The following is a 20,885-nucleotide window of genomic DNA, read 5'->3' as shown; positions in this document are numbered from 1 at the left end:
CGACGCAGCGGTGAGCCTAGAAGGGATTTGTAATGACGAAGAATCCGACTCGAAATCCGACTTGGATTTCAGACTGGCGCCCCGAAGACGAGGCGTTCTGGAATGCGACTGGCAAGACCATCGCAAGGCGTAACCTGATCTGGTCGATCGTTGCCGAACATATCGGCTTCTCGGTCTGGCTGATCTGGAGCATCGTCACCACCAAGCTGCCGCAGGCGGGCTTCCACTACACCACCGACCAACTGTTCCAGCTCGTCGCGGTGCCGGGGCTGATCGGCGCATTGATGCGCTTTCCCTACACCTTCGCGGTCACGACGTTCGGCGGCCGCAACTGGACCATCTTCAGCGCAGCCGTGCTGTTCATCCCGACGCTGTCGCTCGCCTATTTCGTGAGCCAGCCCGACACGCCGTTCTGGCTGATGCTGCTGGTGGCTTCGACCGCCGGTCTCGGCGGCGGCAATTTCGCCTCCAGCATGACCAATATCTCGTTCTTCTTCCCTGACCGGATGAAGGGCTGGGCGCTTGGCCTCAACGCGGCCGGCGGCAATATCGGTGTCTCCAGCGTGCAGCTGATGACCCCGATCCTGATGACGCTCGCCGTCATCAACCTGTTCCAGGCAACGCCCGTCGACGGCATCTTCCTCCAGAACGCGGGCCTGATGTGGGTGCTACCGATCGCGATCGCGGTGTTCGGTGCGGTGTTCTTCATGAACAACCTCACCTCGGCGAAGTCGTCGATCAAGAACCAGCTCGCTGTGGTGAAGCGCAAGCACACCTGGATCATGGCCTATCTTTATATCGGCACGTTCGGATCCTTCATCGGCTACTCCGCAGCGTTCCCGTTGCTGATCAAGACGCAGTTTCCGACGGTGACGATCGGAATCGCGTTCCTCGGGCCTCTGGTCGGCTCTTTGTCGCGGCCGCTCGGCGGTCTGCTCGCCGACAAGATTGGCGGCTCGATCCTCACCTTCTGGAATTTCATAGCGATGGCTGCTGCCACAGTCGGCGTGCTCTATTTCGTCGGGCACAAGGACTTTATGGGCTTCCTGTCGATGTTCCTGATCCTGTTCGTGACGACAGGCATCGGAAACGGCTCGACCTATCGCATGATCCCCTCGATCTTCCGCGAGCAGAATTTGTTCAGGGCGCGCGGGCAGGGAGATGCGGCCCGCATAGCGGCGCTGAAGACGGCGAGCATCGAGAGTGGCGCGGCGGTCGGCTTCATCGGCGCGGTGGGTGCGGTGGGTGGCTATCTGATCCCGAGCGGCTTCGGCAAGTCGATCGCAATGACCGGCGGTCCGCAGCTCGCGCTCGCGATCTATCTCGCCTTCTACGCCTCATGTCTCGCGATCACCTGGTGGTTCTATCTGCGTCGCAGCCCGCAAAGTGAAGGCGCACCAAGCCTGGCCGGAGCGCGGGTCTGAACTTGGCGCACAACTCGCTTCTCCCCGTACGCGGGGAGAAGCTGCTCTGATGACGTTTGACCCATGAACTTTTTCCGCAACGGCGCGGACAAAAGCAGACCGAAACAGACTGGAGACCATCATGACGCCCCAACAGATCGCCCTCGTGCAGCAGAGCTTTGCCAAGGTCGCACCGATTTCAGAAGCAGCCTCGCAGCTGTTCTACGACCGCTTGTTCGAAGTGGCGCCGTCCGTGCGCGCGATGTTTCCCGAAGACATGACCGAGCAGCGCAAGAAGCTGATGGGCATGCTCGCTGCTGTCGTCTCGGGCCTGTCGAATCTTGAAACGATTCTTCCCGCGGCGTCGTCGTTGGCCAAGCGTCACGTCGCCTATGGCGCCAGGGCCGAGCACTATCCCGTGGTCGGCGCGACCTTGCTGTGGACCCTGGAGAAGGGGCTCGGTGAAGCCTGGACGCCCGAACTCGCAACCGCCTGGACCGACGCCTACGGCGTGCTGTCCGGCTACATGATTTCCGAGGCCTACGGCGCGCAGCCGCAGGCCGCCGAATAGGAGATGCCTTGTGAGTGAACCGCTCGTCATCGTCGGTAACGGTATGGCAGCCGCGCGTCTGGTCGACGAGCTTGCCAAGACCGCGCTCGGCCGCTACGCGGTCGCTGTGATCGGCGAGGAGCCGCGGCTCGCTTACAACAGAGTGCTGCTCTCATCCGTGCTGGCCGGCGAGACCGGCTCGCACGAGATCGAGCTCAAGCCCGCGGACTGGTGGCGCGACCGCGGCGTCACCGTGCGCTATGGCTATCGCGTCACCGAGGTCGACACTGGCCGCCGCGAGCTCAAGATATCCGGCGAAGAGAGCATGGAATATTCCAAGCTCGTGCTCGCGACGGGTTCGACGCCGCTGCGTCTCAACGTGCCTGGCGCCGATCTCGCCGGCGTGCACACCTTTCGCGACACCCGCGATGTCGATCTGCTGCTGACGCTGGCGGCGGCGAAGAAGCGCGTCGTCGTGGTCGGCGGCGGCCTGCTCGGCCTGGAGGCGGCCTATGGCCTGGCGAAAGCCGGCGCGCCCGTAACCTTGCTGCATCTGATGGATCGGCTGATGGAGCGTCAGCTCGATGGGCCGGCTGCCGATCTGCTCAAGACGCTGGTCGAGCGCAAGGGCATCCGCATCATGCTCAATGCCTCCACCGCCCGCATCCATGGCGACGAGCGCGTCGAAGCCGTCGAACTCGCCGACGGCAGCCGCATCGAGGCCGATGCCGTGATCTTCGCCGCCGGCATCAGGCCCAATATTGCGCTGGCCAGGGAGGCCGGCATCGCGGTCAATCGCGGCATCGTCGTCGACGACGTGATGCAGACGGCGTCATCAGACATCTACGCGCTCGGCGAATGCGCCGAGCATCGCGGCACCTGCTATGGCCTGGTCGAGCCCGCCTATGAGCAGGCGCGCGTGCTGGCCCGGCATCTTGGTGGCCGCCCTGCGGCCTATCAGGGCAGCGTCGTCTCGACCAATCTGAAAGTGTCGGGTGTGAGCGTGTTCTCGGCGGGCGACTTCATGGGCGGCGAGGGCAGCGAGAGCCTCGTGCTGTCCGACCGCAGGCGCGGCACCTACAAGAAGCTGGTGATTTCGGGCGGATGTCTCACCGGCGCGGTGCTGGTCGGCGATACTGCTGATGCCCTCTGGTATCTCGAACTGATCCGAACCCGCGAGAAGATCGCTGGCATCCGCGCCGACATGATGTTCGGACGCGCGCTCGCGCTTCCTTCCAAAGCGGCTTGAAGGAGGCGGCTTGATATGACCGCGATCGATCCGACGCTTCGCACCACCAAGACGACCTGTCCCTATTGCGGCGTCGGCTGCGGCGTGCTCGCAACGCCCGACGGCGCAGGCGGTGCGGCTATCGCGGGCGATCCTGACCATCCCGCCAATTTCGGCCGGCTGTGCTCGAAGGGCGCTGCGCTCGGCGAGACCGTCGGGCTCGAGGGCCGGCTGCTCCATCCGATGATCCGCTGCAAGGGCGTGCTCGAGCGCGTCGCCTGGAGCGATGCGCTCGACCATGTCGCGCATCGCATGAAGCACATCGTCGCGCGCGACGGCGCCGACGCGGTCGCGCTCTATCTGTCAGGCCAGCTCCTGACCGAAGACTATTACGTGGCCAACAAGCTGATGAAGGGCTTCGTTGGTACGGCCAACGTCGACACCAATTCACGGCTCTGCATGTCGTCCTCGGTCGCAGGCCATCGCCGCGCCTTCGGCGCCGACACCGTGCCGGGGAACTATGAGGATCTCGACCAGGCCGATCTGCTCGTCTTCGTCGGCTCGAATGCGGCCTGGTGCCATCCGGTGCTGTTCCAGCGCATGCTGAAGAACCGTGGGGAGCGCGGCGCGCGCATGATCGTGATTGATCCGCGCCGCACCGACACCGCAAGCGACGTCGATCTGTTCCTCGGGCTCAAGCCCGGTACTGACACCGCGCTGTTCTCCGGCCTGTTCGTCCATCTCGCTGACAATGGCGCGCTCGATCAGGATTACATCACGCAGAACACGTCTGGCTTCGACGATGCGCTGGCGCGCGCCCGCAACATCGCCGGCAGTGTCACCGCGACTGCGCTGGCCACCGGCCTCACGGAACAGGACGTCGCGACCTTCTTCAGGATGTTCCGCGACACCGAGCGCGTCGTCACGCTCTACTCGCAGGGTGTCAACCAGTCGGCGCAGGGCACCGACAAGGTCAACGCGATCCTGAACTGTCATCTCGCGACGGGACGCATCGGCAAGCCGGGTGCGTCGCCATTCTCGCTCACAGGCCAGCCCAATGCGATGGGCGGCCGCGAGGTCGGCGGCCTTGCCAATATGCTCGCCGCGCACATGGGCTTCACGCCGCCGGACATCGACCGCGTCAGGCGGTTCTGGAAGGCGCCGCGCATTGCGACCCATGAAGGGTTGAAGGCGGTGCAGCTGTTCGAGGCCATCAACCGCGGCGAGGTCAAGGCGCTCTGGGTGATGGGCACCAATCCCGCGGTGTCGCTGCCCGATGCGGATGTCGTGCGCGAGGCGCTGAAGAAGCTCGAGCTGTTCGTGGTGTCCGAGAACGTGCTGTCCAACGATACCGTCGAGGCCGGCCCGCATGTGCTGCTGCCGGCGCTCGCCTGGGGCGAGAAGTCCGGCACGGTGACCAACTCCGAACGGCGCATCTCGCGCCAGCGGTCGTTCCTGCCGGCGCCCGGCGAGGCGCGGCCGGACTGGTGGATCGTGAGCGAGACCGCAAAACGTCTCGGCTTCGGCGACAGCTTCAATTACAAATCCGCCGCGGACATTTTCCGCGAGCACGCCGCGCTCTCTTCCTTCGAGAACAATGGCAGCCGCGATTTCGACATCGGCGCGCTGACGTCGCTGTCCGACGAGGCCTTCGATGCCTTGACGCCGGTGCAATGGCCGGCGCGCGAAGGCGCGGGGCCGGGCGAGCGCTTCTTCGCGAGCGGCGGATTCTACACCAATGACGGCAAGGGCCGCTTCGTCGCGCCCGAGGTGCCCGCGCTGCGCAGCGAGATAGGACCGTCGCGTCCGCTGCGGCTCAACACCGGGCGCATCCGCGATCAGTGGCACACCATGACGCGCACGGGCCTCAGCAAGCGGCTCGGCGCGCATCTGCCCGAGCCCTTCGTCGAGATCCATCCTGCTGACGCCAGCAAATACGGCATTGCCCATGACGGCTATGCCCGCATCACCACCGATTACGGTCAATGCATCTTGAAGGTGGTCGTCAGCGACCGGCAGCAGCGCGGCACGCTGTTCGCGCCTATTCACTGGAGCGCGATGAACGCATCGCATGGCCGCGTCGGCGCGCTGGTCGCCTCGTTCACCGATCCGTTCTCCGGCCAGCCTGAATCCAAGGCGACGCCGGCCGCGATCGCACCCTATGAGTACGTCTTCCGCGGCTTTGCGCTGTCGCGAAAACAGCTCGATCTGCCGCCGAACCTGTTGTGGACCCGCGTCACGGTCGCCGGCGGCTTCGGTTATCTTTTCGCCGACAATGCGGATCTGTCGCGCTGGCCGGTCTGGCTCGAGGGTCTCGCCGGCGAGGACGTCGCCGACTACTGCGATTTTGGCGGCGGCGTTTATCGCGCGGCTTCGTTTGCCAACGATCGTATCGAGACGTGTCTGTTCGTCGGCCCCGCACACGATGCCGGCGACTGGGAGGTGGTGAAGAGCGTGTTTGCGGCCGATCGCGTCACCGACGATCAGCGCCGCATGCTGCTGTCCGGCAAGTCCAGCGAAGGTGCCGCCTCAACCGGCCCGATCGTCTGCGCCTGCTTCGGCGTCGGCCGCGGCACCATCTGCGACACCATCGTATCAGGCGCGCGCACCGCCGCCGAGATCGGCGTAAAGCTGAAGGCCGGCACCAATTGCGGCTCGTGTATCCCCGAGTTGAAGCGATTGATCGCGACAACGGAGCTGCCGGTGAAGGAGGCAAAGCTCGCGGGTGCGGCCGGGTAGGTCGCTCCCCCATTTTGGGTATGCGCCGGGTGTAGGCCCGGCTGACGGTTGCCGGAATTTTAAGCAATTCCCGCTAACGTGCATTAATTTTTACGAATTGATAATCGTTAGGGCAGGAACGCATGCTGAGCACATTTCGGTTGGTGCGCTGGTTGAGATCCGGCACGAGTAAATTCCATCTTGGTCTGCGTACACAGGTGCTTCTGCTCGGTGTCACCGGCGTGCTTGTCGTCGGCATGATCTATCTTGCCGGCCGGCAGATCGAGGACCAGAGTCGCGCCGTTGCCGAACGCTTCACGAAGCTTGAGTCCGAGACGGCGCGCCTGTCTGAAAGCCTGCTGCAGGGACGCGAGATCGCGACCGGATTCCTGCAGAAGCCCAACGACAAGAAGGTGGCCGCGCATGACGAGACGTTGCGGGCAGCAACCTCGCATTTGAGCGCAGTCGAGGAGATCGCCGGTGCACTGTCCGAGGATGATCCGCTGCGCAAGGCGCTGTCGTTTCGTCCTGTTATCAGCAGCTATGCCACCCGCTTCTCCAACGTCGTCGCGGCCCAGAAGCTCGTTGGCTTCAACGAGAATGACGGCCTGCAGGGCAAGCTCCGTGCCGCCGTGCATTCAGTCGAGAGCAAGCTCAAGGCATTCGACCAGCCGCGGCTTGCTGTCCTGATGCTGATGATGCGGCGGCATGAAAAGGATTTCATGCTGCGTGGTGACGACAAATATAGCGATGAGCTGGTCAAGCGCGTCGGCGAGTTTCTCCCCGAGCTTGCGAAAGCCGATCTGCCTGACGACGCCAAGATCGAGATCAGGAAGCTGATCGACAGCTACAAGAACAGCTTCCTTGCCTTCGCGGCAGGCCAGAGCACGTTGAACGAAGAGGCGGAAGATCTGGCGCAGATCTACGACCGGCTGCGGCCCAATCTCGAAGCCGTTCGACATGCTGCCGGCAAGCGCCTCGACGTGGTCAGGGACGAGCTTCTGGTCGTGCAGCGTTATGTGGTCTGGTCCATCGGCATCACCATCGCCGTGATGATCGCGATTGCGTTCTGGTATGGACGCAGGCTTACCGCGCCACTGACCCGCATGGTACGGGCGATGCAGCATCTGGCCGACGGCGATCTCGATCGTCCAATCGAACAGATCGATCGTCACGATGAGATCGGCAAGATCTCGTCCTCGCTCTCGGTCTTCCACCACAAGCTGCTCGAGAACCGGCAATTGTCAGAGGCTCGCGAGCAGGCCAAGCGCGATGCGGAAGTCCAGCGCAAGCAGGGGATGCTCGAGATCGCCGATCGTTTTGAAGCCGCGGTCGGCAACATCGTCAATGCCGTCACCGCTGCGTCTTCAGAAATCGAGCTGGCTGCGAATGGATTGACGAATACCGCGGAAGGAACCAATGCTCTGTCGGCGACGGTTGCTGCGGCATCGGGCCAATCGTCCGCAAGCGTTCAGTCCGCCGCTGCTGCATGCCGGGAGATGGTGACGTCGGTTGGCGAAGTCGGCCGCCAGGTCGCGCAATCGCACGAAGTTGCGCTCGCCGCCGTCGCCCAGGCCAACCGGACCAACAGCCAGATCGATGCGCTCTCGCAGACGGCCGACCGCATCGACGAGGTCGTGCGGATGATCTCGGCCGTGGCCGGGCAGACCAATCTGCTGGCGCTGAATGCGACGATCGAGGCGGCACGCGCCGGCGATGCAGGCCGGGGCTTTGCGGTCGTCGCCTCGGAGGTGAAGGCGCTCGCCGGTCAAACCGCGAAAGCCACCGAGGAGATCGGCCGTCAGGTCGCGCAGATCCAGTTGGCGACCCGGCAGTCGGTGGACTCGATCAAGGAGATCGGCGGCACCATCGAATCGATGGCTGATATCGCGTCCTCGATCGCGGCTGCGGTCGAACAGCAAGGCGCTGCCGCCAAAACGATCGCACGCGACGTTCAGCAGGCAGCTCAAGGAGCAACCGAGGTCTCGACCAGCGTCGAGAATGTCAGGCGCGGTGCATCCGAAACCGGCGCCGCCGCCGGCCAGGTGCATGGCGCAGCGCTGGCGCTCCTCGATGAGAGCAAGCGCCTGGGCGGCGAAGTCGAGCAGTTCCTGGCGACCGTTCGCGCGGCTTAGTCTAGTGGAAGGCAGGCTCTCTCCACCGTCATTGCGAGCGCAGCGAAGCAATCCAGACGCGTTCCGCGGGGGGGACTCTGGATTGCTTCGCTGCGCTCGCAATGACGATCATGGCAATAGCGGTGGACTGGCATGACCGGCGTACCGGTCGACGCGCTCGGCGTTGTCGCCTATGCTGCGGTACCTCAGCCAACAACCATAACAACCATCTTGTGCCTGAAAGCGCCGCCGCGCCTGATCGACACCAAGATCTTCTCGGCGGACCGTAGCGCTCCTGTAGGAACAGACATGAACAAGCATCCCTTCGGCAAGACCGGCGCCAACGTCTCAATCATCGGGCAAGGCACCTGGTATCTCGACCACGGCGATCGCAAACGCGCGATCGTGGCGCTTCAACGCGGGCTCGATCTCGGTATGACCCATATCGACACCGCCGAGATGTATGGCGACGCCGAGCTCGTCATTGCCGATGCCATCGCGGGTCGTCGCGACGACGTGTTCCTCGTGTCGAAGGTGCTGCCGAGCAACGCCTCGCGCCGCGGCACCATCACGGCTTGTGAGCGCTCGCTGAAGCGGCTGAAGACCGACCGGCTCGATTGCTATCTGTTGCACTGGCGCGGCTCGTACGACCTTGAAGACACGGTCGCCGCGTTCGAGGAGCTGGTGAAATCAGGCAAGATCAAATCCTGGGGCGTCTCCAATTTCGATGCAGACGATCTCGACGAGATTCTCGAAGTATCAGGTGAAGGCAAGATCGCCTGCAATCAGGTGCTCTATCATCTCAAGGAGCGCGCGATCGAGCATGCGGTCGTCCCGTGGTGCGAGCGGCATGGCGTCGCAGTCGTTGCCTATTCGCCGTTCGGACACGACGATTTTCCGGATGAACGCAGCAAGGGCGGCGCCGTGCTGGCGCGCATTGCAGAGGCGCGTCGTGCGACGCCGCGTCAGGTCGCGCTGAGCTTTCTCACCCGTGCGACTACGGTCTTCGCGATCCCCAAGGCGTCGTCCGCCGAACATGCTGGCGAAAATGCGGCAGCGGGCGATCTCGTGCTGACGAAAGAGGAGATTTCGGCGCTGGATGCGGCGTTTCCGCGCGGTCCGAAACCGCGTGGCCTGCCCATGCTGTAGTGCACAAACTCCTATTGTTAACGGAGCATTGACGCGCGCGGACCTGAGCGCATATCGGCATCCTGTTTTCGGAAGTTGTGAAGGCGGCGCATTTGTCGTTTTTATAGGCTCTTCTCGATTCGAATTCTTGCCGGGTTCCCACAGTGACACCGCCGCCCGCTGCAGCCGCAAGGCTCGACAGTATCTCCATGCCCATGCCTCAGAAGAAGCAGGAGGTTCGTCGCGCGCCTGCGCGCGTCGATCATCCCTTCAAGGGCATCGCACTGGTTCTGCTCTCGACGGTGTTTCTCGGCTGCTCCGACGTCACCGCGAAATATCTTTCGTCGAGCCTGCCGTCGATCGAGATCACCTGGATCCGCTTCGTCACCTTCGCCCTGATGTTCACGCCGGTGATGCTGCCGGGCTCGCCGCTGCATGCGATGCGCACCCAGCGTCTCGGGCTGCAATTGATGCGTGGCGTCGCGCTGCTCGGCTCCTCGCTGTTCTTCATCACGGGTCTGCGCTTCCTCCCGATCGCGGAAGCCTCCGCCACAGGTTTCGTCTCGCCGCTGTTCGTCACCGCGCTCTCGATCATCTTCCTCAGCGAGAAGGTCGGTGTACGCCGCTGGATCGCCACCGCGGTCGGCCTCGTGGGCGTGATGATCATCCTGCGCCCGGGATCAAACGCGTTCCACGTCGCCGCATTTTTTCCGATCGTCTCGGCGTTCTGCTGGGCTGCCGCGCTGATCATGACGCGCCTGATGAGCGGCCGCGAAGCCGTACTCACCACGATGGCGTATTCCGCGCTGACGGGTGTGGCGATCCTCAGCATCATGGTGCCGTTCGTCTGGGTCTCGCCGACATGGACCGGGATCGGGCTCGGCATCGTGATTGGTCTCGCCTCCACGATCGGCCAGTGGATCATCGTGCTCGCTTATCGCTATGGCGATGCCTCGGTGCTGGCGCCGTTCTCCTACACGCAATTGCTTTGGGTCAGCATTCTCGGCTTCTTCCTGTTCGGCGAGCTGCCTGATGTCTGGACCGTCACGGGCGCGGCCTTCATCGTCGCCAGCGGGCTCTACATCGCCCATCGCGAGCGCGTCCGCCGCGCCCAGCTCCTGGTGCTGGAAGAGCGTTCCCCGAACCCCTGACGCAAGTTCACGCGTCCATCTTCGTGCTATCAACGGCTCCAACGAGATGGGAGGAGCCGGATGCGCGCTGCGATTTTCAGGAACGGTGAGATTGTCGTTGGCCACATGGCCGAGCCGAAGCCCGGCCCCGGCCAGGTGCTGGTCAGGACGCTCGCCTGCGGCATCTGCGGCTCCGACCTGCATGCGCGCCAGCATGCCCCGCGGATGGTGGAGATGGCCAAGAAGACCGGGCGTACGCCGATGGACCTGTCGCGCGACGTCGTCTTCGGCCACGAGTTCTGCTGCGAAATTCTCGACTACGGTCCGGGCACGACGCGCAAGCTCAAGCCGGGCACGCATGTGTGCTCGCTGCCGGCGCTGCTGACGCCCGAGGGGATCAAGGGCATCGGCTACTCCAACGATCTTGTTGGTGGCTATGCGGAGCAGATGCTGCTCAGCGAACCGCTGCTGCTGGAAGTGCCTGATGGCCTTGCGCCCGAACATGCCGCACTGACCGAGCCGCTCGCGGTCGGCGTTCACGCCGTCGCGAAAGCCAACATTGGCGGCGGCGAGGTGCCGCTGGTGATCGGCTGCGGGCCCGTCGGGCTCGCCGTGATCGCAGCGCTCAAGATCAAGGGCCTGCATCCGATCGTCGCCGCCGACTATTCGCCGGCGCGGCGTGCGCTCGCGGCCAAGCTCGGCGCCGACGTCGTCGTCGATCCCAGGGTGACGCAGCCCTATACGACCTGGGCCGAGCACGCGCAGATGTCGGAGGCGGAGAAGGCGGCGCGGCCGCCGTTCCAGGCCATGCTGCCGGCGCTGAAGCCCGCTATCATCTTCGAATGCGTCGGCGTGCCGGGCCTGCTGCAGCAGGTGTTCGAAGGTGCGCCGCGCGATGCCAAAATCGTCGTGGTCGGCGTCTGCATGGAGAACGACAAAAACGAGCCCATGCTCGGCATCATGAAGGAGCTGAATGTTCAGTACGTGCTTGGCTATACCCCGGAGGAGTTTGCGGCGTCGCTGCGCCTGATCGCCGAAGGACAGGTGGATGCCGCGGCTATGGTGACGGCAGAAGTCGGCATCGACGGGGTCGCAAAGGCGTTCGCCGATCTCGCCAATCCTGAGGCGCACACCAAGATCATCGTGCAGCCGTGGAAATAGGGAAGGGCTGGAGCACGGCGCCGTCGGATTTCTGCGCGGCGTTGGCATGGCCGGTCTCGGCGATCGCGGCACGGCGGTCGATGATCGCCTGATGGAACTGCGCCAGCACGAGGCCGAAGGCTGCGAGATCGCCGTCCTCGATGGCGCCGTCTTCGTGGCAGACCAGCGTTTCGCGCAGGATCTCGTCGGCGGCGCTCTGCATGGAGGCGAGATCGTCGAGCGAGGTGGTCTCGCGCACGCGGGAGATCGCCTTCAGCAGGCGATCGCGATGCAGCGCATTCTCGCTGCGCTCTTCGCGCCGCAGGTAATGCCGCAGCCATGCGGCGACCGAGCCGAGACCGGAGAGCAGCAGCACGACGCCCCAGATGTAGTCGCTGTACTTGTCCATGAAGCTGCGTTCATTGCCGTCGATATAGGCGGCAGCGCCGGGATGCGCGGGCAGCGCGGCGTCCTTGTCGGTGTCGGGCTTCTGGATGTGGCGAGCGCCGGGCAGATCCTTGACCAGCGTTGGCTTGATCGCGAAGAGTTCGCGAGTAAAGGCGTCAACCGTGTCGTCCGACAATGAGCTGGGCGCCACGATCAGGTGATTGACGGCGATGGTCTCGATCTTGTCGTCGGGCCGCTGCGGTGAGGCCGCGAATGCGCCGGCGGGGATCTCTTCGGATTCGTACAGCGGGTGCCGCTCGGCGATCGCATCGGAGACGTCGACGGAGAGGAATTTGGGCTCGCCGCGAACTCGCGTGGTGGCGGCAATCGTGTCTGCGATGATCTTGTCGTCGAGCGCGCCCACCATCATGAACGCGTCGAGCGTGGCGTCCTGGGTCATGTCGGAGATGTGGTCAGTGCCGAACTGGCTGGTCGTCACCCTCTGCGGATTGACGCCTGACTCGGCGAGGATGACGCGCAGCAGATTGGGATTGGCGTCGCCTAGGCCGACGATGCCGATGCGCCGGCCGCTGAGTGAGGCGATGTCGGTGACCTTCGACTTCGGCGCGCCCTTGCGCCCGGTCGGTGCCCACAGCACCACGAAGTTCCGGCGCAGGATCGCGACGGAATTGGCGTCGGGCGGCATCGTGAGATCGCCGCGCGCAATCGCAAGGTCGGCCTTGCCGCCACCGAGCAGATTGAGGCTCTGCAGCGTACCGTCGGTCTCGATCGGCGTCAGCCGCACGGCATTGCTCTTCGTCTCGATCGCCTTTGCGATCGCGAGCACCAGCGTCTGGTCGTCGCTGCCGGCAGGCCCGACGGCGATGCGCAGCGTCGCCGGTTGCCAGAACCAATAGGCGAGCGCGAGCGCAACCGTCAGGAGCGAGAGCAGGCTCGCCACCGCGAGCCACGGGCCGAAGCGATTGCGGCGGCGGGACGCGCCGCCGCTGCTGATGCTCAGATCGCTCGGCATGGGCATCTGGCTGTCCCTATCGGCAAGCTCGCCCGCCGGCGGATGCGGCGGGTGCCGTCAGTATTTCGAAGGCACGTACATGTCCGGCGGAATCGGGCCGCGGTGATAGTCGGGATTGCGGACGCGCGGCGGCAGCACCACGGGCGTGTGGCCGATCTCCTGGTAGGGGATCTGGCTCAAAAAATGCGAGATGCAGTTGAGGCGCGCGCGCTTCTTGTCCACGGCATCGACGATCCACCACGGGCTATCAGGCAGATGCGTGTGCTCCAGCATCGTTTCCTTGGCCTTGGTGTAGGCTTCCCAGCGGCTGCGGGCCTCGACGTCCATCGGGCTCAGCTTCCACTGCTTGAGCGGATCCTTGATGCGCATGGTGAAGCGGAATTGCTGCTCGTCATCGGTGATCGAGAACCAGTATTTGACGAGGATGATGCCGGAGCGGATCAGCATCCGCTCGAACTCGGGCACCGTCTTGAAGAACTCCTCGTACTGCTCCTCCGTGCAGAAGCCCATCACGCGCTCGACGCCGGCGCGGTTGTACCAGCTGCGGTCGAACAGCACGATCTCGCCGCCCGCCGGCAGGTGCGCCACGTAGCGCTGGAAATACCATTGCGTGCGCTCGCGCTCGTTCGGGGCGGGAAGCGCCGCGACGCGGCAGATGCGGGGATTGAGCCGCTGGGTGATGCGCTTGATGACGCCGCCCTTGCCGGCGGAGTCGCGGCCCTCGAACAGCACCACGACCTTCTTCTTCTCGGCTTGCACCCAGTCCTGCAGCTTGACCAGCTCGCCCTGGAGGCGGAGCAGCTCGCGGAAATAGACCCTGCGGTCGACCGTCGGGCCGATTGCATCGGTCTCGTCCAGGAGCTCGTCGAGACGGGCGTCATCCAGCTCCATCTCCAGCTCTTCGTCGAGATCGTCAGTCATTTCCCGGATAATGCGCTCGCGCTTGGCCATTTCAGGGGTGCGGTCGGATGCGGTCATGGGGTCTTTCTTTCGGCGGGCTGCCTGTCGCCCGTGACCATCGGCGGGGTTTGTTGCGGCCATGTGACAACGGTGGCCGGGTAGGCAGTCACACCGGCAGCGCGATCGAATATTTGACCTGGCTGAGCGCAAAGCTCGACTCGATCGAGGCGATGCCGTCGAGCCGGGTCAGCTTGGTCTTCAGGAACGTTTCATAGGAGGCGAGGTCGGCCGCGACGACGCGCAGGAGATAGTCGCGGTTGCCGGTCATCAGATAGCACTCCAGCACCTCATCCCATTTCGAGATGGCGCGGGCAAAGCGGTTGAGATCTTCCTCCTTCTGCCGCGCCAGCTTGATCGAGATGAACACGCTGACATGCAGCCCCAGCGCCTTCTGGTCCACGGTTGCGATGTAGCGCGAGATCACGCCGCGCTCCTCCAGCAGCTTGACCCGGCGATGGCAGGGCGAGACCGAGAGCCCGACCCTGTCGGCGAGCTCCTGCATGGTCAGCCGGCTGTCGTTCTGAAGCAAAGCAAGGATCTTGCGGTCGATGGCGTCGAGCTCGGGCATTGGGATAAACCTATAGTCCTGGCGAATTTATTGGTATGCTATCCTAATACTGGCGGGTATGACGCGAAAATTTGAGAAATCTGGCGCCGCCGGCGGGCGTATGATCCGCCTTATTTTCCCGGAGCATTTGCCATGCCCGTTGATTCCGCCCGTCTCGACACATTGACCGCACTGGCCCGCAAGGCGCTGTGGCTGTCGTCATGGACCATCCACCACGCCAACCATATCAGGCCGAACACGGACGGCCTGAAGGTCGGCGGCCATCAGGCCTCCTCGGCCTCGCTCGCGACCATCATGTCGGCGTTGTACTTCCACGTGCTGCGCCCCGAGGACCGCGTCGCGGTGAAGCCGCATGCGAGCCCGGTGTTCCACGCCATCCAGTATCTGTTCGGTCGGCAGTCGCGCGAGAAGCTGGAGAATTTCCGCGCCTTCAAGGGCGCGCAGTCCTATCCCTCGCGCACCAAGGATGTCGACGACGTCGACTTCTCCACCGGCTCGGTCGGCCTCGGTGTCGCGCAGACGCTGTTCGCCTCGCTGGTGCAGGATTACGTCAAGGCGCATGGCTGGATGAAGGACCACCGCGAGGGGCGGATGATTGCGCTGGTCGGCGATGCCGAGATGGACGAGGGCAATATTTTCGAGGCGCTCGCGGAGGGCTGGAAGCACGGCCTGCGCAACACCTGGTGGGTGGTCGACTATAACAGGCAGTCGCTCGACGCCGTCGTGCGCGAGGGCCTGTGGGAAAAGTTCGAGACCATGTTCCGCAATTTCGGCTGGGACGTGGTGATCGTGAAATACGGCCGCCTGATGCGCGAAGCTTTTGCCGATCCCGGCGGCGAGGCGCTGAAGCGCTGGATCGACAATTGCCCGAACGCGCTCTACGCCGCGCTGTGCTTCCAGGGCGGCGCTGCCTTCCGCAAGCATCTCCACGACGAGATCGGCGACCAGGGCCCGATCACAAAACTGATCGACAAGCGCAGCGACGAGGAACTGCTCGCACTGATGTCGAATCTCGGCGGCCACGACATGGCGAGCATGGTGGACGCGTTCGAGTCCATCGATCACGACCGCCCGGTCTGCTTCATCGCCTACACCATCAAGGGCGTCGGCCTGCCGTTCCAGGGCCACAAGGACAACCATGCCGGCCTGATGACGGTCGCGCAGATGGAGAAATATCGCGAGAGCCAGAACATCCGCCCCGGCCACGAATGGGACAAGTATGAAGGCCTGACGCAAAGTGCCGCCGAGCTCGACGCGTTCCTCGCGCGCGCGCCGTTCAACAAGGACGGCCGCCGCCTGACCGCGCCTGTCGTCGAGGTGCCCGCCCAGCTCGCCTTCAAGCCGTCGCCGCAGATGTCGACGCAACAGGGTTTTGGCCTCGTGCTGAACGAGATCGCCCGCGGTGACAGCGAACTGGCCCAGCGCATCGTCACGACCTCGCCCGACGTGACCGTTTCGACCAATCTCGGCCCCTGGGTAAACCGGCGCGGCCTGTTCGCGCGCGGCGAGAAGGCGGATTTATTCCGCAGCGAGAAAATTCCGTCCACCTTCAACTGGGAGTTCTCGCCCAAGGGCCAGCATCTCGAGCTCGGCATCGCCGAGATGAACCTGTTCATCATGCTTTCGGCGCTCGGCCTGTCGCACCAGATCAACGGCGCGCGGCTGCTGCCGGTCGGCACGCTCTACGATCCCTTCATCGAGCGCGGCCTCGATGCGCTGAACTATGCTTGCTACCAGGATGCGCGCTTCATGGTGGCGGCGACGCCGTCAGGTATCACGCTGGCGCCGGAGGGCGGCGCGCACCAGTCGATCGCAACGCCTTTGATCGGCATGGCACAGGATGGCCTCGCCTCGTTCGAGCCTGCTTTCGTCGACGAGCTTGCGGTCATCATGGGCTGGGGTTTCGAGCACATGCAGCGCGATCCGGGCGAGGGCGGCTCGGTTTACTTGCGGCTCTCGACGCGCAGCATCGAGCAGGCGCAGCGCATCATGACGCCGGAGCTCCAGCAGGGCATCACTGATGGTGCCTACTGGCTACGTAAGCCGGGCCCCAATGCCGAACTCGTGATTGCCTATACCGGCGCGGTTGCGCCTGAGGCGATCGAGGCGACCGGCTTCGTCGGTGAGAACAGGCGCGACATCGGCCTGCTCGCAATCACCTCGGCCGATCGCCTCCACGCGGGATGGACCGCCGCACGGAAATCGCGGCGCGACCGGCGCGGCGTGCAGCATCTCAGCCATATCGAAAAGCTGCTGGCGCCACTGCCGCGCGACTGCGGTATCGTAACCGTGATCGACGGCCATCCGTCCGCGCTTGGCTGGCTCGGCAGCGTTCGCGGCCATCGCGTCGAGGCGCTCGGCGTCGAGCAGTTCGGCCAGACCGGCACCATCGCCGACCTCTATCGTCACTACGGCATTGACGCCAACGCCATCATCGATGCGGCGGAAAGCCTCACCACCGGCGCGCCGGTGTTGCATCGGAAGATGGCGGTGTGATTCTCCGTCGTCGTCCTGGCGAAAGCCAGGACCCATACGCTGCGGCGGCGATTGTAGGCGACGGGCGGTAGACGCCTGAGCAAACCAACGCGGGTTGGTGGTAATGGGTCCTGGCTTTCGCCAGGACGACGGTGAGAGCCACCTTGCCACGTTCCCGCCATCGGCTCATATAACCTCCGTCCGCCGCAACGCTGGCCCCGCATATGGCGGGTTCAATTGCCGGCGCTTTCGTGCAAGGATGCCTGCCGAAACGCCCCCCAAGCCCCCAAGAAGAGGTTAACGATGGTCAATCGCATGCAATTCTACATCGACGGCGCCTGGGTCGATCCCGCCGTCAAGAAGTCCACTCCGGTCGTCAACCCGGCGACGGAAGAGGCGATGTACGAGGTTGCGCTGGGCTCCAAGGCCGACGTGGACAAGGCGGTTGCCGCCGCCAAGCGCGCCTTTGCAACCTTCTCCCAGACCAGCCGCGACGAGCGCGTCGCGCTGCTCACCAAAATCATCGAGGTCTACAAGGGTCGTCTCAAGGAGATCGGCGCCGCCGTTTCCGACGAAATGGGCGCGCCGCTGCCGATGGCCGAGAAGCTTCAGGCCGGCGCCGGCCTTGGCCATCTCATGACCACGCTCGACGTGCTCAAGAACTATCATTTCGAGGAGCCCGTCGGCACCGCCGTGGTGCTGCGCGAGCCGATCGGTGTGGTCGGCATGATCACGCCCTGGAACTGGCCGCTCAACCAGATCGCCTGCAAGGTCGCGCCCGCGCTCGCCGCCGGTTGCACCATGATCTTGAAGCCGTCGGAGTTCACGCCGACCTCGGCCTTGATCTTCGCGGAAATCCTCCATGAAGCCGGCGTGCCGAAGGGCGTGTTCAACCTCGTCAACGGCCTCGGCCCCGAGGTCGGCGCCGCCATGAGCGAGCACCCCGACATCGACATGATCTCCTTCACCGGCTCGACCCGCGCCGGCATCGACGTCGCCAAGCGTGCGGCGCCGACGGTGAAGCGCGTCAGCCAGGAGCTCGGCGGCAAGTCGCCGAACGTCATCCTCGAAGGCGCCGACCTCACCAAGGCGGTGACCGGCGGCGTGATGCACATGTTCAACAACTCCGGCCAGTCCTGCAACGCGCCCTCGCGCATGATCGTGCCGCTGTCCAAGATGAAGGAAGTCGCCGCGATCGCGAAGGCCGTCGCCGACAAGACCAAGGCGGGCGATCCGCGCGCCGAAGGCACCACGATCGGCCCCGTCGTCAACCGCGGCCAGTGGGACAAGATCCAGGGTCTCATCAAGAAGGGCATCGACGAGGGCGCGACGCTCGTCGCCGGCGGCCCGGGCCTGCCTGAGGGTGTCAACAAGGGCTTCTATGTCCGCCCGACCATCTTCGCCGACGTCACCCCCGACATGACGATCGCACGTGAAGAGATCTTCGGACCGGTGCTGACCATCATCGGCGCCAAGGATGAAGCCGACGCCGTGCACATCGCCAACGACACGCCCTATGGTCTTGCAGGCTATGTCTACGGCCCGTCGGTCGAGGACGCCAAGCGCGTCGGCCGCCAGATCCGCGCCGGGAACGTCAATCTGCAGGGCGTGCCCAACGACCGCACCGCGCCGTTCGGCGGCTACAAGCAGTCGGGCAACGGCCGCGAATGGGGCAAGTACGGCCTCGAAGACTTCCTCGAAGTGAAGGCCGTCGCCGGCTTCAACGCGGCGTAAGCTTCGTCGCATCACGATTGCAGCGCCGGAGCGGGAAACCGCTCCGGCGTTTTCTTGTTCGCCTCTCTCCCGTCATTCCGGGGCGCGCCGTCTTCGGCGCGAGCCCGGAATCCATCGTGCGGCAGAGTCTGCCGACAAATGGATTCCGGGCTCGTCGCTTCGCGACGCCCCGGAATGACGGGTGGAGAGGACGGTCTATCCCCCCACCGCGCCCTGCGTGTTCACATACAGCGCGTAGATCGACTGGCTCGCGGCCATGAACAGGCGGTTGCGCTTGAGGCCGCCGAAGCAGAGGTTGGCACATCGTTCTGGCAATGCGATACGCCCGATCATGATGCCGTCGGGCGCGAACACCACGACGCCATCGAGCTCGGGATCGCCCATGCCCCAGCCGCACCAGAGATTGCCGTCGATGTCGACGCGGAAACCGTCCGGCGTGCCGGGGCCGGCATCGACGAAGACGCGCTTGTTCGAAAGCTTGTCGCCGGAAGGTGAAACGTCATAGGCGAGAATTTTGCGGGTCGGCACGCCGCGGGATTCGATGAGGTAGAGGATTTTCTCGTCCGGCGAGAAGGCGAGCCCGTTCGGTCCGAGCACACCCTCAGCCACGATTGTGGCTTTGCGGGTCTCCGGGTCGAGCCGGTAGACGTTCATGTCGATCTCGGGCTCGGACTTGTAGCCCTCGTAATTGCCGAGGATGCCGAAGATCGGATCGGTGAACCAGATCGAGCCGTCCGATTTAACAACGACATCGTTCGGCGAGTTCAACCGCTTGCCGTTGAATTGATCCATCAGCACGGTGATGCTGCCGTCGTATTCGGTGCGCGTCACGCGGCGCCCGCCATGCTCGCAGGTGACGAGCCGCCCCTGCCGGTCGCGCGTGTTGCCGTTGGCGAAATTGGAGGGCTTTCTGAACACCGAGACCGCGCCGGTCTCCTCCTCCCATTTGAGGATGCGCTGATTCGGGATGTCGCTGCACAAGAGATAACGCCCGTCGCCGAACCACACCGGCCCTTCGGCCCAGCGCAGGCCGGTCGTCAGCCGCTCCACCGCCGACAGTTTCAGCCAGTATTTTTCGAAGCGGGGATCGAGGGCGTGAATGGCCGGATCGGGATAGTAGCTCGCCGGCCGCCAGCCCGGCCGCTCCTGGGTGTGGGACGATGCCTCATTCATGTCGGTTCTCTCGTTTCGTTCCCTCTGGACAATCCTGCTATCATTGGAGACACGTGACGGCAAATCGATCACCAACGGCGAGGGACAACATGCCGCGCATCTTGATGACGGGAGCTTCGGGCGGGATCGGAACGCGCCTGCGCAAATTGTTGCCGCCGATCTATCCGGATCTCCTGCTCAGCGACATCCGCCCGCCGAAGGATCTCGGGCAGAACGAGCAGTTCAAGGCGGCGGACCTCTCCGACCTCGCGCAAGTCGAGGCGCTCTGCGAGGGCGTCGACGGCATCATCCATTTCGGCGGCTATTCGGTCGAAGGCCCGTGGGACGACATTCTCCAGGCCAACATCATCGGCGGCTACAATCTGTTCGAGGCGGCGTATCGCAAGGGCGTCAAGCGCGTGGTGTTCGCCTCCTCGAACCACGCCGTCGGCTTCTATCCGCGCCACCACAGGATCGGCACCGACGTCACCCCGCGCCCCGACGGCCGCTACGGCGTCAGCAAGGTGTTCGGCGAGGCGCTCGGCGCGCTCTATGCCGACAAGCACGGCTTGAAAGTGACGTGCCTGCGCATCGGCAATTTCGGTGACGTGCCGCTGGACCTTCGCCGGATCTCGATCTGGCTCAAGCCGGAAGACCTGGTGCAGCTCTGCCAGATCGGGCTCGAGCATCCCGACATCCATTTCGAGGTCTTCTACGGCGTGTCCCTGAACGAGCGCGCCTGGTGGGACAACCATCGCGCCTACGAATTCGGCTACCGCCCGACCGGCCGCTCCGAGGATCACGTCGCGCACGCGATGGCCGAGCAGGCCAAGCTGAAGCCCGATCCGGTCGGCGACCACTATCAGGGCGGCGCGTTCTGCAGCAACGAGTTCGATGGCGACACGAGCCGAATCATTGATTGGAACAAGCGATAGGGTTTGACGTCAATTGGCTCGCTGATTTGCGCAGGCGTTTCCACGTCGTCATGGCCGGGCTTGTCCCGGCCATCCACGCCTCTCTCCCCGTCACAAAGAAACCTGGATGCCCGGGACGTCTAGCGCGAAGACGCGCTTCGCGCTTCTGCCCGGGCATGACGGACCGTTGATTTAGATCAACGGCGTACGGGCCTCATCTGTCTCTCGATCTGTGCGATCGCAATTCGAGA

Annotated in this window: 15 protein-coding genes; 11 read left to right on the top strand and 4 right to left on the bottom strand. The window is 64.2% G+C overall.

Going from position 1 to position 20,885, the window contains the following annotated elements; genetic code table 11:
* Positions 1–32: 32 nt before the first annotated feature.
* The 8 genes from M2427_RS06350 to M2427_RS06315 all read left to right on the top strand — a co-directional run bounded on the left by M2427_RS06350 (position 33) and on the right by M2427_RS06315 (position 11,432).
* The gene (locus tag M2427_RS06350; protein WP_280705350.1) at positions 33–1,424 is read left to right on the top strand and encodes an MFS transporter; all 1,392 of its coding nucleotides are present in this window, start codon (positions 33–35) and stop codon (positions 1,422–1,424) included.
* A 121-nt stretch (positions 1,425–1,545) separates the two neighbouring features.
* A complete protein-coding gene (locus M2427_RS06345) occupies positions 1,546–1,974 on the top strand; it encodes a globin family protein (RefSeq protein ID WP_280705349.1) in 429 nt (142 codons plus the stop codon).
* 10 nt (positions 1,975–1,984) lie between these two features.
* Positions 1,985–3,202 (top strand): FAD-dependent oxidoreductase, encoded by a 1,218-nt coding sequence (locus M2427_RS06340; protein WP_280705348.1) that lies wholly within the window; start codon positions 1,985–1,987, stop codon positions 3,200–3,202.
* A 15-nt stretch (positions 3,203–3,217) separates the two neighbouring features.
* Positions 3,218–5,920, top strand: coding sequence for a nitrate reductase (locus M2427_RS06335; protein WP_280705347.1), 2,703 nt, complete (start codon positions 3,218–3,220; stop codon positions 5,918–5,920).
* Positions 5,921–6,042: 122 nt separating this feature from the next.
* Entirely contained in the window at positions 6,043–8,034 is a 1,992-nt protein-coding gene (locus M2427_RS06330) for a methyl-accepting chemotaxis protein (protein WP_280705346.1), read from the top strand.
* A gap of 288 nt (positions 8,035–8,322) precedes the next feature.
* Positions 8,323–9,162 (top strand): aldo/keto reductase, encoded by an 840-nt coding sequence (locus M2427_RS06325; RefSeq protein ID WP_280705603.1) that lies wholly within the window; start codon positions 8,323–8,325, stop codon positions 9,160–9,162.
* Positions 9,163–9,350: 188 nt separating this feature from the next.
* Positions 9,351–10,292, top strand: a complete 942-nt coding sequence (locus M2427_RS06320) for a DMT family transporter (RefSeq protein ID WP_280705345.1) — start codon at positions 9,351–9,353, stop codon at positions 10,290–10,292.
* Positions 10,293–10,352: 60 nt separating this feature from the next.
* Positions 10,353–11,432: a zinc-binding dehydrogenase gene (locus M2427_RS06315; RefSeq protein ID WP_280705344.1), complete on the top strand. Its 1,080-nt coding sequence runs from the start codon at positions 10,353–10,355 to the stop codon at positions 11,430–11,432.
* Here the strand turns inward: M2427_RS06315 and M2427_RS06310 are convergent.
* From M2427_RS06310 to M2427_RS06300, 3 genes are all read right to left on the bottom strand, one after another.
* Positions 11,410–12,837, bottom strand: a complete 1,428-nt coding sequence (locus M2427_RS06310) for a TAXI family TRAP transporter solute-binding subunit (protein WP_280705343.1) — start codon at positions 12,835–12,837, stop codon at positions 11,410–11,412. The two genes, M2427_RS06315 and M2427_RS06310, sit on opposite strands and share 23 nt — an antisense overlap.
* A gap of 51 nt (positions 12,838–12,888) precedes the next feature.
* A complete protein-coding gene (gene ppk2 / locus M2427_RS06305) occupies positions 12,889–13,809 on the bottom strand; it encodes a polyphosphate kinase 2 (RefSeq protein ID WP_280705342.1) in 921 nt (306 codons plus the stop codon).
* Between the two features lie 88 nt (positions 13,810–13,897).
* On the bottom strand, positions 13,898–14,359 hold the full coding sequence (locus M2427_RS06300) for an Lrp/AsnC family transcriptional regulator (protein WP_275193333.1): 462 nt from the start codon (positions 14,357–14,359) through the stop codon (positions 13,898–13,900).
* A 132-nt stretch (positions 14,360–14,491) separates the two neighbouring features.
* Between M2427_RS06300 and M2427_RS06295 the strand changes: the two genes are divergently transcribed.
* Positions 14,492–16,855 carry a transketolase gene (locus M2427_RS06295; RefSeq protein ID WP_280705341.1) on the top strand — a complete coding sequence of 788 codons (2,364 nt, stop codon included), beginning with the start codon at positions 14,492–14,494 and terminating at the stop codon, positions 16,853–16,855.
* 282 nt (positions 16,856–17,137) lie between these two features.
* A complete protein-coding gene (locus M2427_RS06290) occupies positions 17,138–18,568 on the top strand; it encodes an aldehyde dehydrogenase family protein (protein WP_280705340.1) in 1,431 nt (476 codons plus the stop codon).
* Between the two features lie 195 nt (positions 18,569–18,763).
* On the opposite strand, the gene M2427_RS06285 is transcribed toward M2427_RS06290, so the two are convergent.
* Entirely contained in the window at positions 18,764–19,741 is a 978-nt protein-coding gene (locus M2427_RS06285) for an SMP-30/gluconolactonase/LRE family protein (protein ID WP_280705339.1), read from the bottom strand.
* Between the two features lie 89 nt (positions 19,742–19,830).
* Between M2427_RS06285 and M2427_RS06280 the strand changes: the two genes are divergently transcribed.
* Positions 19,831–20,655 (top strand): NAD(P)-dependent oxidoreductase, encoded by an 825-nt coding sequence (locus M2427_RS06280; RefSeq protein ID WP_280705338.1) that lies wholly within the window; start codon positions 19,831–19,833, stop codon positions 20,653–20,655.
* The last annotated feature ends 230 nt before the right edge of the window (positions 20,656–20,885 follow it).

Origin of the sequence: Bradyrhizobium sp. BR13661 (genome assembly GCF_029892425.1) — a bacterium.
GTDB lineage: Bacteria > Pseudomonadota > Alphaproteobacteria > Rhizobiales > Xanthobacteraceae > Bradyrhizobium.
This window is presented reverse-complemented; position numbering and strand designations above follow the sequence as displayed.

Excerpts from the sequence above, each read along its gene's own strand:
- M2427_RS06300 (WP_275193333.1), bottom strand. The coding sequence starts at position 14,359 with ATGCCCGAGCTCGACGCCATCGACCGCAAGATCCTTGCTTTGCTTCAG.
- M2427_RS06290 (WP_280705340.1), top strand. The coding sequence starts at position 17,138 with ATGGTCAATCGCATGCAATTCTACATCGACGGCGCCTGGGTCGATCCC.
- ppk2 (WP_280705342.1), bottom strand. The coding sequence starts at position 13,809 with ATGACCGCATCCGACCGCACCCCTGAAATGGCCAAGCGCGAGCGCATT.
- M2427_RS06325 (WP_280705603.1), top strand. The coding sequence starts at position 8,323 with ATGAACAAGCATCCCTTCGGCAAGACCGGCGCCAACGTCTCAATCATC.
- M2427_RS06320 (WP_280705345.1), top strand. The coding sequence starts at position 9,351 with ATGCCCATGCCTCAGAAGAAGCAGGAGGTTCGTCGCGCGCCTGCGCGC.
- M2427_RS06280 (WP_280705338.1), top strand. The coding sequence starts at position 19,831 with ATGCCGCGCATCTTGATGACGGGAGCTTCGGGCGGGATCGGAACGCGC.
- M2427_RS06285 (WP_280705339.1), bottom strand. The coding sequence starts at position 19,741 with ATGAATGAGGCATCGTCCCACACCCAGGAGCGGCCGGGCTGGCGGCCG.
- M2427_RS06350 (WP_280705350.1), top strand. The coding sequence starts at position 33 with ATGACGAAGAATCCGACTCGAAATCCGACTTGGATTTCAGACTGGCGC.
- M2427_RS06345 (WP_280705349.1), top strand. The coding sequence starts at position 1,546 with ATGACGCCCCAACAGATCGCCCTCGTGCAGCAGAGCTTTGCCAAGGTC.
- M2427_RS06330 (WP_280705346.1), top strand. The coding sequence starts at position 6,043 with ATGCTGAGCACATTTCGGTTGGTGCGCTGGTTGAGATCCGGCACGAGT.
- M2427_RS06335 (WP_280705347.1), top strand. The coding sequence starts at position 3,218 with ATGACCGCGATCGATCCGACGCTTCGCACCACCAAGACGACCTGTCCC.
- M2427_RS06315 (WP_280705344.1), top strand. The coding sequence starts at position 10,353 with ATGCGCGCTGCGATTTTCAGGAACGGTGAGATTGTCGTTGGCCACATG.
- M2427_RS06310 (WP_280705343.1), bottom strand. The coding sequence starts at position 12,837 with ATGCCCATGCCGAGCGATCTGAGCATCAGCAGCGGCGGCGCGTCCCGC.
- M2427_RS06295 (WP_280705341.1), top strand. The coding sequence starts at position 14,492 with ATGCCCGTTGATTCCGCCCGTCTCGACACATTGACCGCACTGGCCCGC.